The 15,047-nt window shown below is 70.1% G+C and carries 13 protein-coding genes; 6 read left to right on the top strand and 7 right to left on the bottom strand.

Going from position 1 to position 15,047, the window contains the following annotated elements:
* Positions 1–11 precede the first annotated feature (11 nt).
* The 5 genes from ACN20J_RS45855 to ACN20J_RS45835 form a co-directional block, all read right to left on the bottom strand.
* Positions 12–830 carry a class 1 isoprenoid biosynthesis enzyme gene (locus ACN20J_RS45855; protein ID WP_361886596.1) on the bottom strand — a complete coding sequence of 273 codons (819 nt, stop codon included), beginning with the start codon at positions 828–830 and terminating at the stop codon, positions 12–14.
* Positions 827–1,642, bottom strand: coding sequence for a geranylgeranylglyceryl/heptaprenylglyceryl phosphate synthase (locus ACN20J_RS45850; protein WP_364194199.1), 816 nt, complete (start codon positions 1,640–1,642; stop codon positions 827–829). Before ACN20J_RS45850 ends, ACN20J_RS45855 begins: the two co-directional genes overlap by 4 nt.
* A 43-nt stretch (positions 1,643–1,685) precedes the next feature.
* The gene (locus ACN20J_RS45845; RefSeq protein WP_419668353.1) at positions 1,686–2,567 is read right to left on the bottom strand and encodes a prenyltransferase/squalene oxidase repeat-containing protein; all 882 of its coding nucleotides are present in this window, start codon (positions 2,565–2,567) and stop codon (positions 1,686–1,688) included.
* A gap of 353 nt (positions 2,568–2,920) precedes the next feature.
* The gene (locus ACN20J_RS45840; protein WP_190229957.1) at positions 2,921–3,601 is read right to left on the bottom strand and encodes a hypothetical protein; all 681 of its coding nucleotides are present in this window, start codon (positions 3,599–3,601) and stop codon (positions 2,921–2,923) included.
* Positions 3,598–4,272 carry an ABC transporter ATP-binding protein gene (locus tag ACN20J_RS45835; protein WP_419668352.1) on the bottom strand — a complete coding sequence of 225 codons (675 nt, stop codon included), beginning with the start codon at positions 4,270–4,272 and terminating at the stop codon, positions 3,598–3,600. Before ACN20J_RS45835 ends, ACN20J_RS45840 begins: the two co-directional genes overlap by 4 nt.
* Positions 4,273–4,733: 461 nt before the next feature.
* Between ACN20J_RS45835 and ACN20J_RS45830 the strand changes: the two genes are divergently transcribed.
* The 6 genes from ACN20J_RS45830 to ACN20J_RS45805 all read left to right on the top strand — a co-directional run bounded on the left by ACN20J_RS45830 (position 4,734) and on the right by ACN20J_RS45805 (position 12,316).
* Positions 4,734–5,888 (top strand): glycosyltransferase family 2 protein, encoded by a 1,155-nt coding sequence (locus tag ACN20J_RS45830; RefSeq protein WP_419668351.1) that lies wholly within the window; start codon positions 4,734–4,736, stop codon positions 5,886–5,888.
* A gap of 83 nt (positions 5,889–5,971) precedes the next feature.
* Positions 5,972–6,790, top strand: coding sequence for a glycosyltransferase family 2 protein (locus tag ACN20J_RS45825; protein WP_189843068.1), 819 nt, complete (start codon positions 5,972–5,974; stop codon positions 6,788–6,790).
* A 12-nt stretch (positions 6,791–6,802) separates the two neighbouring features.
* Positions 6,803–8,263, top strand: coding sequence for a glycosyltransferase (locus ACN20J_RS45820; RefSeq protein WP_361886588.1), 1,461 nt, complete (start codon positions 6,803–6,805; stop codon positions 8,261–8,263).
* 153 nt (positions 8,264–8,416) lie between these two features.
* A complete protein-coding gene (gene argG, locus ACN20J_RS45815; RefSeq protein ID WP_189843069.1) occupies positions 8,417–9,871 on the top strand; it encodes an argininosuccinate synthase in 1,455 nt (484 codons plus the stop codon).
* Between the two features lie 346 nt (positions 9,872–10,217).
* Positions 10,218–10,841 (top strand): BlaI/MecI/CopY family transcriptional regulator, encoded by a 624-nt coding sequence (locus tag ACN20J_RS45810; protein ID WP_419668350.1) that lies wholly within the window; start codon positions 10,218–10,220, stop codon positions 10,839–10,841.
* 533 nt (positions 10,842–11,374) lie between these two features.
* Positions 11,375–12,316, top strand: coding sequence for a TauD/TfdA dioxygenase family protein (locus tag ACN20J_RS45805; protein WP_419668349.1), 942 nt, complete (start codon positions 11,375–11,377; stop codon positions 12,314–12,316).
* Between the two features lie 31 nt (positions 12,317–12,347).
* Here ACN20J_RS45805 and ACN20J_RS45800 read toward each other — a convergent pair whose 3' ends face one another.
* Together ACN20J_RS45800 and ACN20J_RS45795 are read right to left on the bottom strand one after the other, a co-directional pair.
* Positions 12,348–12,932, bottom strand: a complete 585-nt coding sequence (locus tag ACN20J_RS45800) for a cysteine hydrolase family protein (protein ID WP_190229962.1) — start codon at positions 12,930–12,932, stop codon at positions 12,348–12,350.
* A gap of 10 nt (positions 12,933–12,942) precedes the next feature.
* Complete coding sequence (locus ACN20J_RS45795; protein WP_419668348.1) at positions 12,943–15,006, bottom strand: NAD(+) synthase; 2,064 nt, start codon at positions 15,004–15,006, stop codon at positions 12,943–12,945.
* Between the last annotated feature and the right edge of the window lie 41 nt (positions 15,007–15,047).

The following is a 15,047-nucleotide window of genomic DNA, read 5'->3' as shown; positions in this document are numbered from 1 at the left end:
TCGGCCGACGGTCAGTGCACGAGGTGCCGAGGCAGCAGCCGGTCCAGAACGTCGTCGGTGTACAGGCCGACGACGGGGACCAGCCCCGAGGAGGCCGGCTGCTCCCGGACCGCGTCCAGCGCCTGGGCGCGCAGCCGCTCCAGCAGCGCCTCGACGTCCTGTGCGGGCACCGCCCCGGTGCGCATCAGATGACCGAGGTTTCCCTCCCGCTCGCCATTGCGGTCGTAGTCCGTCAGGTCGTCGGCGATCGTGATGATCGTGCCGAACGCCTCGGCGAACCTCCTCGCGGGGTCGACGGACCTCTCCTCCCGACCGCAGATCGCGGAGAGCGAGCCGTAGCAACCGAGGAAGGTGGCTCCGTAGGTGCTGGCGTTGGCGCACCACTCGTCAAGGTTCTCCGCGCGGTGGCTCTTGGTGCGGATCTGGCCGGTGCAGACCGCGGTGAAGTCGTGTTCGAGCACATCGGTCACGGCGCGGGCGTCCGCGGCGAGTTCGCACATCTCGCGCAGCGCCGTCAGGTGCAGGTGCAGGCACAGACAGGCGAGTTCGACGCGGTTGAGCCCGGTGTCGTCGTCCATGAGGTCGTCGAGCAGCTTCATGGCCACGATGTCCATGGCCAGCGCCCGGGCCACCGCGGTGCGCCGCTCCGGTTCGGTGACCCACTCGGTGAGGAAGTGCGGCACCCTCAGGTACAGGCGCAACGCCGCGGTGTGCGCCACGAGTTCGGGGGAACCGCCGTTGCGGGCCACGAAGTCGGTGACATGGTCGCGGTTAGCGGCCTCTGTGACCAGCATGGACGTGGTGTAGGCCTCGGGCAGCACCGCGGTCACGGCCGGTCCGCCGTGATCTCGGCGAGCGTCGATCGCCAGTCGCCGTGTTCCAGCGCCCCGGCGAAGCCCACATAGTCGGCGCCCGCCTCCAGGTACGCGGTGACGTGCTCCCGTCGGCGGACGTTGCCGCTGACGAACAGGATCTGGTCGGGATGGAGCTGCCGCCGGAAGTGACGGACCACGTCGGCGGGGACCTGGGCGTAACGGGAGTACAGGTACACCATGTGGAAGCCGAAGCTGCGGGTGACCGCGATGTACCGGTCGATCTGTTCGGGGCTCGTGGTGGCCACCGGCACCGTGCCGAGCAGGTCTCCCGTCTTGTGGTCCTCGCCGAAGGTGAGGGCGACGGTGAGCAGGAGTTCCGGCCAGTCCTCGCGGTCGGCCCGGCCGGGCAGGTTGATCAGGGTCTCCAGGTAGCTCTTCCACACGTAGTAGTCGTCACGGGAGCCGAGCAGCGCGGGCAGGATGACGGCGTCGGCGCCCCGGGCCAGCGGAAAGCCGAAACCCTTCCGCGGCGGGAAGTGCAGTAGCACCGGCAGCGAGCTGACCTCTTTGATCGCCGCGACGTACGGGTCCATGCGGGACTCGAACGACTCGTAGTCGGTACTGGCGAGGATGAGGGCGGGACAGCCGAGGTCGTCCAGGATCTTCGCCTTCTCCACGGCCTCGGCCTGCGGCACCTTGAACGGGTCGATGATGTGGACGGGCCCCCGCTCGTGACCCCGCAGCCGCCCGAGGACCGCTCCTGGGCCCAGCAGGGGTGGTACGGCCGGGACTTCCGTGCGCTGGACCAACTGCGGTGACGTTTTCACCAGCGTTCCCCCTCGTTGTCCGGTCGTGGCGCGCTGCGCGCCGTCATGCAAGGTCCGCGCTCGGCTCGGCCGCCGCCGAAGTCACCGTCACGGTGCTCGCCCTGGCCAGCGCGGCCACGACGGACGCGGTGGTGTAGAGCGCTTTCGTGTCCAGGACGACGGAGCCCAGCGCGGCCTTGCCGCGCCGCCCGCGTTCCCAGTGCTCACGTGCGTCGGGGTCGAACTCCATCGGGCCGGGCACCCGGCACCATGCGGACGGCCGCCAACTGCCTTCCTTCTCCTGCGAGTCGGTCAGGTAGGAGACCGCCCGGCGGACGGCATCACGGCCCTCCGGCAACTCGCCGGCCAGCACGGCACGCAGGGCGAATGCGGTGGCGAAGGCGGAGCCCTCCGGCTCCCACTCGGTACGCACGGCACCGTCCGCACCGATTCTGGCGGCGGCCCAGCGGGCGGCTGCCCGTGCCTCGGGACGGTCCCCGGCCGGTCGGCCGTCGGCGAGCGCCTCGGCCGCCAGCGCGGTGGGGTACTCGCGATCCGGCCACCAGTAGGCGGGCCACGATCCGTCCGGCCGCTGGATCTCCCGGAGTCTGCTCAACAGCCGCTCATGCACGGGCAGTTGCAGCAGCCCGGCGGCGGCCGAGGTCACACACGCATGACTGGCGTACCAGGCGTCCCAACGGGGGGCCACCCGGTCCAGGAAGGGTGAGGCGATCTGCGGCAGATAGCTGGAGATGCCACCGTCCTGCTGAAGGTGCGCCGCGACGAAGCGGTATCCCTCGTCCGCGCGGAGGTCGTCCTCGGCTCCCAGCGCCTCGGCCAGTCGCAGGACCCAGGAAGTGATGTCGGCGTCACCGGGAACCTGGGGGCAGTAGCCCCAGCCGTCCGACGGGCCGCGGGCCTGTCTCAGCAGCTCCCAGGCGGACACCGCCGCCAATCGCCCGGGGCCTTCGGGTAATTCCGCGAGTGAGGCACCGACAAAGGCAGTGGCCCAGAACTGGCCTGGGCCACGGACTTCGTAGTCGTTCCACCAACCGTCCGCATCACGTGCGGTCCGGAGGAATTCCGTTGCCCTCGAAAGGGCTTGTTCGGCTGATTCGCCGAGGGGTAATCGCTGTGCACCGTTCACGAATCTCTCCTTTCTGGGGAGAGGCGACGAGCCGGGCCACCGTACCGACGCGTGGACACGCACCGGCAGGACGATTCCCCAACCCTACACGCGTTCGTATCGGCGAGACAGAGTCACTTTCCTCCGGCCCTCCGCACGGACTCGCGGCGGATTCACACGAATTGCATGTGGGTACGCCTCCGCAATCGCACCGACATGACGCCGCCGCTCGCCAGGACCAGCAGCGCGGTCACCACGACGGCATGCGTCGCGCCCGAGACGAGGGAACCGCTGCCGGCTCCGTCGACGGCGTACGTGATGATCTCCCGGGTCGACCAGAAGGGCAGTACCTTGGCGGCGTCCTTGGCCGGGTCGATCACCATCTGGGCGCCGATGACGGAGATAAGCAGCAGGCTGCCCTCCAGGTCCCGGGGCACGGCGAGGCCGAGCAGCAGCCCGAGCGGGACCGCCACCAGAGTGGTCAGCACCAGTTCCAGGGCGACCGCCTGGGGGTTCGCCACGTCCTGGTCCACGATCACGACCACGGCGTACAGCGCGGAGATCAGCAGCCCGGCCGTGAGGAGGGCGATCATGCGGCCCAGGTACAGATGCCGGGGTCGGAAGCCGGACAGGGTGAGCCGGGACTCGATCTCCCGGCCGCCGACGGCCGAGAAGAGCGCTGCGGTACTCACCGCGAACCCGACGCCCAGGCTGGCGAACCGGATGGCCTGGCCGGGCTGGTCGTGCCGACCGAGATAGAACACCAGCGGCACGAGGAGGAGCAGGCCCAGCACTCCACGCCGGCGCAGCAGTTCACGCAGTGTCATCTCGGCCATGCGCAGGGTCCGGTTCATCGGCCCGCCTCCTGCTTCTTCGGGCTGAGGTCCAGCACATGGTCGACCTGGTCGAGCTGGTTGAGCATGTGGGTCACGACGACGATCGCCTTGCCCTGGTCGCGCCAGCCCCAGACGTTCTGCCAGAAGTCCACGTAGGACCCCCGGTCGAAGCCCTGGTAGGGCTCGTCGAGCAGCAGGACATCCGGGTCGCCGAGGGCGGAGAGGACGACGTTCAGCTTCTGCCGGGTACCACCCGACAGGTCCTTGGCCAGGGTGCCCCGGGCGACCTGCCAGTCGATCTTGGAGGCGAGTTCGCGCCCCCGGCGGTCGGCGTCCCGGCCGCCCATGCCCCGGCCCGTGCCGAACAGCGTGAAGTGCTCGCGCGGCGTGAGGAAGCCCATGACACCGGCGTTCTGGGGGCAGTAGCCGAGGCGTCCGGAGATGGTCACCCGGCCCTCATCAGGGGCGAGCAGCCCGGCACAGATCTTGAGCATGCTGGACTTGCCGGCTCCGTTGCTGCCCACGATCGCCGCGACCTCGCCCGCGCGCACGACGAGGTCGATGCCGTCGAGGACGCGGCGGCGGCCATAGCTCTTCACGATCCCGTGCGCGTTCAGCAGGACGTCCCGCCCGGACGACGGCCCGGACGTCCCGCCCAACTGCTGTTCCGCACGTGCGGAATACCTCATGTGTGACACCTTCTTCCTTCCGCCGCCCGCGACGAATGGCGCGGAATGCTGTGCCGTTAGCCTGCCACAGAGCGGCGAGCGGGCCGCACACACCACCGACACACAGGGTGGGGGCGGAAATATCCGGCCGACCATTTTCGGCCGTTTCCCTGATGCCGTCCAAGAGGAACTCCGCGCGACGGCAGCGGAATTCGGCCAGGCCACCATCCGATTCCCGCACGTCCGCCCTGACGATTCACCGAACCGGTGCAACCGGAACGCAGGCATTTCGGCCATCGGCCCGGAACAGGACGGCTGTCTTGTGATCACTTCAAGGCGCCGGTTAGAGTACGCCCCGTCGAAATCAGCACACTCCGCACATTGTGCTGCACGCACGTCGACAGGGAATTCCCCTTCGTCCGCCGATATCTGACGAAGGGCCGGAACGGGTGGTGCACGGGTCGGCCGGCGAAGGGACGCGGATGCTCGGGGGCACCGGAAGCGGGCGCACATGGTGGCAACGCACCGTGGCCCGCGGCTTCGACCCCCTGCCCCCACCGGACGCCCCGGTGACACTGGTCAGGCTGGGAGATGTCCAGCAGGAACCGGCGGACCTGGAGACGGAACTGCCCTCCGGTGGACTCGGGGTGCTGCTGCCCACATACGTGGCGCGCTGCGATCTGACGGCCCACGAGACCGCGCTGCGTCATCTCCTCCACGCTCTCGACGACGTACGGGAGACCCGTCCCGGGCTGCCCCTGACGATCTGGCTGGGCATGCAGTACGGCGCCGGCGAGCAGGCGGAGGCCGTCGAACGGCTTCGCAGGCTGACCAGGGCCGCCCCCGTACCCGTCATCGGGTTCGCACTGCCGGGCCGGGGGAAACTCCGGACGGTCAACACGGCGCTCAGGCTGTCCGAGCGGCTCGGTCACACCGGCTGGCTGTGGACTGACGACGACGTCGAGTTCAGCCCCGGCTGTCTCGCCCGGCTCGTCGACCGCTTCCACGAACGCGACTGCGCCGGCGCGGTCGGCGCCCACCTCGTGGCCCTGCCCCGCGCGTCGGCCGCGTCGCGGACCATGGACCGTATTTCCGGCGTCACCGTGCCGCCGGGCTCCTACCCCGCGGCGGCCTGCATGCTCGTCGCGGCCGACGTCGTGGCCGATGGCATCCCGGCCCGCCGGCTCGCCGACGACGGCTATGTGCTCTTCGAACTCCTCGACCCCGACGCGGCCGACCCGCTGCACGACCTGGAAGTACTGCCCGACGCCCGGGGCAGCTTCTACCGGGTCACCCGGACCCACGACACACTGCGCCGGCTGCGTCGGTCCCTCTACAGCCATGTGACGTGCACGGCCGACTACCCGTGGGCGACCGCGCGGACCTACCTCACCGGCACCCTGTTCCACGGCCTGTGGCCGCTCGCCGCCTGGGACGGCAGCGGCGGCCCCGTACGGGGACTGAAGCGCTGGACCGTCAAGGCCGTACACCTGACCTGGTTCTGCTCGGTCGCCGCGAGCCTCGCCGTACGGGGCGCGGCGGGCCGCCCGCTGCGGCATGTGCCGTGGGGCGACGACGGCGATTTCATGAGCCCGGCCGCCGAGGGACGGCCCGCGGCGGCACGCACCGGACCCTGACACGGGACGGCCGCCCGGCACGGCGGCCGTCCGCACGCCACCACAGGCGGCTGCCCGCTGCGGCGGCCCGGAATGGAGACGCCGTGCGGACATCGGCACACAAGGAGGCGGCGGTCACCGTCGTCCTGCCTCACTACGACTGCGCCGACTACCTGGGCGCGGCGGCGGCCTCGGTCCTCGCCCAGGACCGGACCGACCTCCGCCTGATCGTGGTCGACGACCGCTCCCCCGACGAGACATGGACGGCCGCCCTGCGTCCGTACGCCGACGACCCTCGTCTGACCGTGCTGCGCACCTCCGAGAACGTCGGCCATCTGCGCATCAAGAACAAGGTCCTGGAACGCGTGGACACCCCGTACGTCGCCTTCCAGGACGCCGACGACATCAGTCTGCCGGGACGGCTGCGCCATCAACTCGCCGTACTGGAACGGGACAAGGCCGACCTGGTGGGCTGCGCCTACGAGTACATCGACGCCGCGGGCCAGAGCACGGGCCGCCGCCGGATGCCGCGCAACGGCAACCTGTGGATGCGCCTCGGCCGTTCGACTGTGGTGCTGCACCCGTCGTCGGTCGTGCGCCGCGAGGTGCTGGAGCGGCTCGGCGGCTTCGACGGCACGGTCCGGCTGGGCGCGGACACCGACTTCCACCTCCGGGCGGCCCGGCTGTACCGGTTGCGCAGTGTGCGCCACGTCCTTTACCGCTACAGGATCTGGCCCCAGTCGCTGACCCAGGCGCCGGAGACGGGCTTCGGGTCCGCGGAACGCAGCTCCTACACACGGGCCATGAACGCCCAGGAGCGCCGCCGCCGTGAGGCGACGACCCGCGAGGAGCTGCTGCCCCTACTGGTCGCGCCGCCCAACGACATCGACTTCACGCTGGACCCGGTCGCAGTGGGCGGGTGACGGGTGTCCGGCGTGGAACCGACCCTGCCCGAGATCGGCGTGGTCGTCGCGGCACCCGGGGGCGAGTGGGAACCCGCGGTGCACAGCCTGCTGCGTCAGTCCCTGCCCCCCGCCGCGGTCACGGTGGTCACCCCGGCGGACCCGCCGCCGGACCAACTGCCGGACCCACGCCTGCACTTCGCGCGCTGCACGTCCGAAACCGCCGCCGAGGTCTGCGTCGAGGCCGCGCGTGCCACCCGGACTCCCTACGTCGCCTTCCTCCACGGCCGCGACGAGGCGCTCCCGGACTGGCTGCGCCACCTGGCCGGGGCGGCTCGCGACGATGCGGGCCTCGTCCAGTGCGGCACGCTCCGGCTGCGGGCGGACGCGTTGGTCGAGGGCATCACCCTGACGCCCGGCCTCGACGGTGCCGCGTACGCCGTGCGCCGCGATCTGCTGCGCACGTCGGGCCGTCGGGCGGCGCGGGTCATGGTGCCGCGACTTCTGGTGCGACGCCGCACCGACGACACCGCCGCCACCGTGTCCGCCGCCCGGGCCGCGGGGGCCCACCTCGTACAGGACACCCACCTGTCCTCTTCCACCCACGCGCCTTCCGTGGACGTGTCCGGACGCGGGCGGACCCCGGACCTCGTCTCCGTCGTGATCCCCGTCCGCGACGGCGCGCTCACGCTCCCGGCACAGCTGCGTGCGCTCGCGTCCCAGATCTATACCGCCCCCTGGGAGGTCCTCGTCGTCGACAACGGCTCGACCGACGCGACGCGCGAGGTGGCGGAGAAGGCCCGCCCCGACCTGCCCGGCCTGCGGATCGTCGACGCCCACGAGCGCCCCGGCGAGGGCTACGCCCGCAACCGCGGAATCGCCGCCGCCCGCGGTGACTTCATCGCCTTCTGCGACGCGGACGACGTCGCCGACCCCGGCTGGCTCGCCGGGCTGGCCGCGGCCGCCCCGGACGCCGACCTCATCGGCGGCAGCCTGGACAGCAGTGTGCTCAGCCCCACGTACGCCGACGAGCAGCCGATGCCGATGACCCAGCAGACGGACTTCCTGCCCTTCGCGCGAGGCGCCAACTGCGCCGTCTGGAAAGACGTGTTGACGACGATCGGCGGCTGGGACGAGAGCTACCGGGGCGGCGGCGAGGACATGGACCTGTCCTGGCGGGCCCACCTGTGCGGCTTCCGGGTCGACTACGCGCACGACGCCCGCATGCACTACCGGCTGCGCGCCGAGCTCTCCACCCTGGCCCGGCAGAAGTGGAACTACGGCAGGTCCGGCGCCCGCCTGTACGCCGCCTACCGCCACGCCGGCTTCGAGCGCCGCGACAACCGGACGGTCCTCATGAACTGGTCCTGGCTGCTCCTGCACACCTCCGACCTCGCCCACTCCCCGAGCCTGCGCCGCCGGTGGATCCGCTACGGTGCCCGCCTGTCCGGCTTCCTGGCCGGCAGCGCGGAACAGGGCGTCAGATACCTCTGACGCCCGCGTGCCACCGTGCTTCCCACCCGGCCACGACAACTGCGACCGCGCCCAGGACGAGGCGGGTCACCTTCCGGGCGCCGAGACGGGCCGTCCTCAGGGCCGCCCCAGCCGGACTTTGCATGATCATGCGTAATCATGCATACTCTTCCCATGTCTAAGGTCCTCACCTCCCTGCCCACCGGCGAGCGCGTCGGTATCGCCTTCTCGGGCGGACTCGACACCTCGGTCGCGGTCGCCTGGATGCGCGACAAGGGCGCCGTCCCGTGCACGTACACCGCCGACATCGGTCAGTACGACGAGCCCGACATCGCCTCGGTGCCCGGCCGCGCGCAGGCCTACGGTGCGGAGATCGCGCGCCTGGTCGACTGCCGGGCCGCGCTGGTCGAGGAGGGCCTGGCCGCGCTCACCTGCGGCGCTTTTCACATCCGCTCGGGCGGACGCGCGTACTTCAACACGACCCCCCTCGGCCGTGCCGTCACCGGCACACTCCTGGTGCGGGCGATGCTGGAGGACGACGTACAGATCTGGGGCGACGGCTCGACCTTCAAGGGCAACGACATCGAGCGGTTCTACCGCTACGGCCTGCTCGCCAACCCGCACCTGCGGATCTACAAGCCCTGGCTGGACGCGGACTTCGTGACCGAGCTCGGTGGCCGCAAGGAAATGTCGGAGTGGCTGCTCGCACACGGCCTGCCCTACCGGGACAGCACGGAGAAGGCGTACTCCACCGACGCCAACATCTGGGGTGCCACCCACGAGGCCAAGACGCTGGAGCACCTGGACACCGGCGTGGAGACCGTCGAGCCGATCATGGGCGTGCGGTTCTGGGACCCCGAGGTCGAGATCCTCACCGAGGACGTGACGATCGGCTTCGACCAGGGCCGCCCGGTGACGATCAACGGCAAGGAGTTCGACTCCCCCGTCGACCTGGTCATGGAGGCCAACGCCATCGGCGGCCGGCACGGCCTCGGCATGTCCGACCAGATCGAGAACCGCATCATCGAGGCCAAGAGCCGCGGCATCTACGAGGCCCCCGGCATGGCCCTCCTGCATGCCGCGTACGAGCGCCTCGTCAACGCGATCCACAACGAGGACACTCTCGCCCAGTACTACAACGAGGGTCGGCGCCTCGGCCGGCTGATGTACGAGGGCCGCTGGCTGGACCCGCAGGCGCTGATGGTGCGCGAGTCGCTGCAGCGCTGGGTCGGCGCGGCCGTCACCGGCGAGGTGACACTGCGGCTGCGGCGCGGTGAGGACTACTCGCTGCTCGACACCACGGGCCCGGCATTCAGCTACCACCCGGACAAGCTGTCCATGGAGCGTACCGAGGACTCGGCCTTCGGCCCGGTGGACCGGATCGGCCAGCTGACCATGCGCAACCTCGACATCGCCGACTCGCGCGCCAAGCTGGAGCAGTACGTCGGCCTCGGCCTGATCGGCACCGGCAGCCCCGCGATCGGCGCCTCCCAGGCCGCCGCGACCGGCCTGATCGGCACCATGCCGGAGATGCCCGAGGGCGGCGCCGAGGCCATCGCCTCCCGCGGCGAGGTCTCGGAGGAGGACGCGCTGCTGGACCGCGCCGCGATGGAGTCCGGCACGGACTGACCGTTCGCGGAAGTGCACCGCACCACCGGAAAGGGCCGGCTCGACGCCAACAGCGTCGAGCCGGCCCTTTGCGTTCCACACACGTGGCCGACACACATGGCAGACCAACTCGGCAGGGGTGTCAGGCGACTTCGCATTCACCTTGAAGGTTGAAATTGAGACAGCACGTGAGGGAGGTGCTGTCGCCACCTGAGTGCACTCTTCCCCAGGCATATGCAGCCCAAGGCAGTTGTGTCCTGGTCGCGGAAGTGCGGGACAAGCTTGCACACAGTGAGGATCATGGCGTGGATGATGCGAGTACCATCCGGCGTCAGCACCACACAATGCAGGAGGAGAGGTAGCTGCCATGTCCGAAGTCGAGTCAGCGACCACGGAACTCAAGACGCAGTACGCCGCTCAGGTGGCTGCGGACCTTGAGCGCAACACCAAGGAACAGGAACGTATCGGCGCCGAAGTGGCCGCGCTTCAGGAGCAGTTGAGTGCCCTGCAGCACGACCAGGCCCTGCTGGTGAACCTGCAGCGGACGCTGGGCGCCGAGAGCCTCGAAGCGGGTTCGGGCGAGGAGGAGAGTGTCACGGCAGCCAAGCCTTCGGTGCCGCGACAGGCCTCGGCCGAGACCAAGTCGGGCAGGCGCAAGAAGGCAACCGCCTCGAAGCCGAAGAAGGCGGCGGCCAAAACCCCCGAGCCGAAGGCGTCTTCACCTGCGGCGAAGCTCCCCACCCTCGTGGAGCTGATCCACAACCACCTCGGCCGGCAGTCCGAACCGCGGTCCTCCGCGGAGATCAGCACCGCGCTCACCCAGGCCCACCCCGACCGCGACATCAAGCCCAAGGTCGTGCGCACCACGGTGGAAGGGCTCGTCGCCAAGGGCCATGTCCAGCGCACCAAGCAGGGCTCGTCCGTCTTCTACACGGCGGCCGAGACCCCTGCTGCTGACAAGTCCGCGGAGCAGGAGCCGGTCACCGCCTGACCTCCGCCTTGTCCTGACGTCTGCCTTGTCGGGGTGACACGGCTGGGGTGACACGTCTCACCCCACCGTGGGGTGCGGACAGGTGGCACAGCGGCGGCCGGACACGGCCGCCGCCCGGCGGACAGCACCCCGGCCCAGCCACCACACCATGTCGGGGTCAACAGGCGGACGCGCGACGCCATGTTGACAGTGACCAGCGGAACTCACACACTCATCGGTATGACCGGACACTGGTTCGACACGACGGGGCCACTGCGCGTCCCGGATCGAACCGGGTGCGAGCGCTCAGGCCGCTAGCCGGGCAGCTGTCGAGCCCTTAGCTCGCCGCGCGCCCGCCCTGACAGTGCCGGTCTTCCTTCCTCACGGTCCGGATCGACTCCCACTTCCTCATGGCCCGGACGACTCCCGGTGCACGTTCGCACCGCGCCGCCGAACTCCTCCGTTCGCGGCAGGCGAGGGCACGTCTCCTGAACAACCTGCCGCCTGCCACCGGAAGTACACGTATGAGGTTCACGTACGAGGAGTTGGAAGCCATGACCGTCATGAGCGCCGGACCACAGCCCACACTGCGCGAGGCCCGCGTACCCGAGGGCGGGATGTACGAGGGCGCGCGCGTCCTGCGCCGCCTGCCCGAGGGGTGGGAGGAGCGCCCGTACGAACACTTCCAGGTGGTGCCCCAAGGCCGCACGATCGGGGCGGAGATACGGGGCCTCAGTCTCGCGCGGCCCTTGGGAGACGCGCTGCGCGAGGAGGTGAACCGGGCACTGCTGGAGTGGAAGGTGCTGTTCTTCCGCGGCCAGCGCCTGACATCCGCGCAGCAGCGTGACTTCGCCCGCCAGTGGGGGGAGTTGGAGACCAACCCGCTGCTCGCCCAGGGTTCCAGCGAGGATGTCGTCCGCTTCGACAAGGGCAGTGGATCCGCCCCCACCTTCGAGAACGTCTGGCACGCCGACGTGACCTTCCGAGAGCGGCCCGCGCTCGGCGCCGTGCTTCAGCTGCACGAGGTCCCGCCCTTCGGCGGGGACACCATGTGGGCCGACATGGCCGCCGCCTACGACAACCTGCCGCAGGAGGTGAAGGACCGCGTCGACGGGGCCACCGCCGTGCACGACTTCATCCCCGGCTTCGCCCGCTTCTACCCGCCCGAGCGGCTCGTACCGTTCCAGGACGCCTTTCCGCCCGTGGAGCATCCGGTGGTGCGCACCCACCCGGAGACCGGGCGGAGACTGCTCTTCGTCAACACCTCGTTCACCACCCGGATCACCGGTATGGACCGCGAGGAGAGCGACCGCCTGCTGCGCTACCTCACGCAGCAGGCCCATGTGCCGGAGTACCAGGTGCGGTTCCGGTGGCAGCCTGGCGACATCGCCTTCTGGGACAACCGCGCGACCCAGCACTACGCGGTGAACGACTACGCGCCGCACCCCCGGGTCGCGGAGCGGGTCGCCATCGCGGGCGACCGGCCGTACGCATAGCCCTGCCAACCGGCAGCGATGGGCTCCCCCCTCACCCCTCGGACACAGGTTCCTTTCGTGGCTCCATGGCCTTGAGCCAGTCCTCGACGGCGACGACATCCGCCCACTGCGGGAACAGCTTCTCGGTGAGGAACCTGTGCACCTCGGGGTCGGTGTCCAGGCAGCCGTCCGACAGGACGGTGAGGCCGAAGTCCAGGTCGTTGGCCTGGCACAGGGTGTACAGCACCACGGCACTCGTGGCGATGCCGGTGAGCACAAGGCTGTCGATGCCGCGCGCCCTGAGCACCAGGTCGAGGTCGCTGCCCGAGAACGCGCTCCCCCGCCGCTTGGTCACCACGATGTCGCCCTTCCGAGGAGCGACATCGTGGTGGATCTCGGTACCGGGATCCCCCTCGTTGAAGAGGCCGGCCTCCACGGCGGCGGTGAGCGCCCTGTTGCGCGGGCTGACTTCGGGCTGCCCCGGCCGTAACCCGATGACCACGTAGATCACGGGGATGCCCGCCGCGTGGGCGCCGTCGATCGCCCGGCGCAGGCGAGACAGATATCCGGAGCCGTCGTCGGCGATGTCGACGATGACCCGTTGGACGTCCATCACGAGGAGAGCGGTGCTGGCCATGTGTGCGTCCCTACTCCCCTTCCTGTTCCTGTTCCTGCTTCTGCGGCACGTCCCAGCGGGCGAGGTCCCTGAGCCAGACCGCCGCGGTGCTGTCCGACGGGGCGCGCCAGTCGCCGCGCGGTGAGAGGGAGCCACCGGCCAGGACCTTCGGCCCGTTCGGCATGGCTGAGCGCTTGAACTGCGCGAACCCGAAGAAGCGGCGGCAGAAGATCTCCAGCCAGTGCTGGATCTCCTGCACGTCGTACGCCGTCCGCTTGGCCTCGGGGAATCCCGGCGGCCACACACCGGCGCTCTGGTCGTGCCAGGCGTGCCAGGCGAGGAAGCCGATCTTCGACGGCCGGAAGCCGTGGCGCAGGATGTGGAAGAGAGTGAAGTCGTGCAGCGCGTACGGGCCGATCTTGGACTCGGTGGACTGCAGTTCCTCTCCCGGCACGAGCTCCGGGCTGATCTCCGTGTCGAGGATCGCGGCCAGCGTCTCGTTGGTCTCCTCCTCGAACTGGCCGCTGCTGATGACCCATCGGATCAGGTGCTGGATGAGTGTCTTCGGGACGCCGGAGTTGACGTTGTAGTGACTCATCTGGTCGCCGACGCCATAGGTGCACCAGCCGAGCGCCAGCTCGGACAGGTCACCGGTGCCGAGCACGATGCCCCCGCGCTGGTTGGCCAGCCGGAAGAGGTAGTCGGTGCGCAGTCCGGCCTGCACGTTCTCGAAGGTCACGTCGTACACCGGCTCACCGGAGGAGAACGGGTGCTCGATCTCCTGGAGCATGAGCCGGGCCGTCGGTGTGATGTCCAGTTCGGCGGCGGTGACTCCGAGCGAACGCATCAGCTTGTGCGCGTTGCTCTTGGTGCCCTCGCTGGTCGCGAAACCGGGCAGGGTGAAGGCCAGAATGTCGCTGCGCGGGCGGCCCGCGCGGTCCATGGCCCGGGCGGCGACGATCAGCGCGTGCGTGGAGTCAAGGCCGCCCGACACTCCGATGACGACCTTCGGGCCGCCGATGGCCGCCAGTCGCTGCTGCAGACCGGTGACCTGGATGTTGTACGCCTCGTAGCAGTCCTGGGCGAGGCGGCTGGGGTCGGCCGGCACGAACGGGAACCGCTCGACCCGGCGGCGCAGTCCGAGGTCGGTCACGGGCGGGGCGAGCCGGAACGACACCGACCGGAAGCCGCTGGTGCGCGCGGCGTGGGTGCGGCGGTTGTCGTCGAACGTGCCCATCCGGGCGCGGGCCTGCCGCAGCAGGTCGAGGTCGATGTCCGCCACCGCGTACTGGTCGTCGAGCGGGAACCGGTCGGTCTCGGCCAGCAGTTCACCGTTCTCGTAGATCATGGTCTGCCCGTCCCAGGACAGGTCGGTGGACGACTCTCCCAGTCCGGCCGCCGCGTAGACGTAGGCGGCCAAGCAGCGGGCGGACGCGGCGCGGCACAGCAGCCTCCGGTCCTCGGCCCGGCCGACCGTGATCGGGCTGCCCGAGAGGTTGAGGAGGACGGTGGCTCCGGCCAGCGCCGCCTCCGCGCTCGGGGGCACCGGCACCCACATGTCCTCGCAGATCTCCGCGTGCAGCACCAGGCCGGGGACGTCCTCGGCCGCGAAGAGCAGGTCCGTGCCGAACGGCACGGTCGCGCCGCCGACGCGGATCGTCCCGCCCCGCTCGTCGTCGCCCGCCGCGATCTGCCGCCGCTCGTAGAACTCGCGGTAGTTCGGCAGGTAGGACTTGGGCGCGACACCGAGGATCCGCCCGCGGTGCACCATCACCGCGCAGTTGTAGATGCGGTGGCGATGGCGCAGCGGGGCGCCGACGACGAGCACGGTCAGCAGATCCGCAGACCCGGCGACCACGGTCTGGAGCGCCGCCTCGACCTCGTCGAGCAGCGCGTCCTGCAGCAGCAGGTCCTCGATCGAGTAGCCGGACAGGCAGAGTTCGGGGAACACGGCGACGGCGACCCCCTCCTGCGCACATCGGCGGCCCTGTCGCAGGACCGCCTCCGCGTTGGCGGGCGGGTCGGCGATGGCCGCATGGCCGGTGCACGCGGCGATCCGCGCGAAGCCGTGCTGGTAGATCGACCAAAGATTCACGATTTCGAAGTGCCCTTTCCAGCAAGCAGTTTCACGATGGG

It is taken from the genome of Streptomyces sp. 2-1 (assembly GCF_048564895.1).
In the GTDB taxonomy this organism is placed as follows: domain Bacteria; phylum Actinomycetota; class Actinomycetes; order Streptomycetales; family Streptomycetaceae; genus Streptomyces; species Streptomyces phaeochromogenes.
The sequence above is the reverse complement of the archived record's forward strand: the minus strand, read 5'-3'. Positions and strand labels throughout refer to the sequence as shown.

Excerpts from the sequence above, each read along its gene's own strand:
- ACN20J_RS45800 (WP_190229962.1), bottom strand. The coding sequence starts at position 12,932 with ATGGCCAGCACCGCTCTCCTCGTGATGGACGTCCAACGGGTCATCGTC.
- ACN20J_RS45805 (WP_419668349.1), top strand. The coding sequence starts at position 11,375 with ATGACCGTCATGAGCGCCGGACCACAGCCCACACTGCGCGAGGCCCGC.
- ACN20J_RS45830 (WP_419668351.1), top strand. The coding sequence starts at position 4,734 with ATGCTCGGGGGCACCGGAAGCGGGCGCACATGGTGGCAACGCACCGTG.
- ACN20J_RS45835 (WP_419668352.1), bottom strand. The coding sequence starts at position 4,272 with ATGAGGTATTCCGCACGTGCGGAACAGCAGTTGGGCGGGACGTCCGGG.
- ACN20J_RS45810 (WP_419668350.1), top strand. The coding sequence starts at position 10,218 with ATGTCCGAAGTCGAGTCAGCGACCACGGAACTCAAGACGCAGTACGCC.
- ACN20J_RS45840 (WP_190229957.1), bottom strand. The coding sequence starts at position 3,601 with ATGAACCGGACCCTGCGCATGGCCGAGATGACACTGCGTGAACTGCTG.
- argG (WP_189843069.1), top strand. The coding sequence starts at position 8,417 with ATGTCTAAGGTCCTCACCTCCCTGCCCACCGGCGAGCGCGTCGGTATC.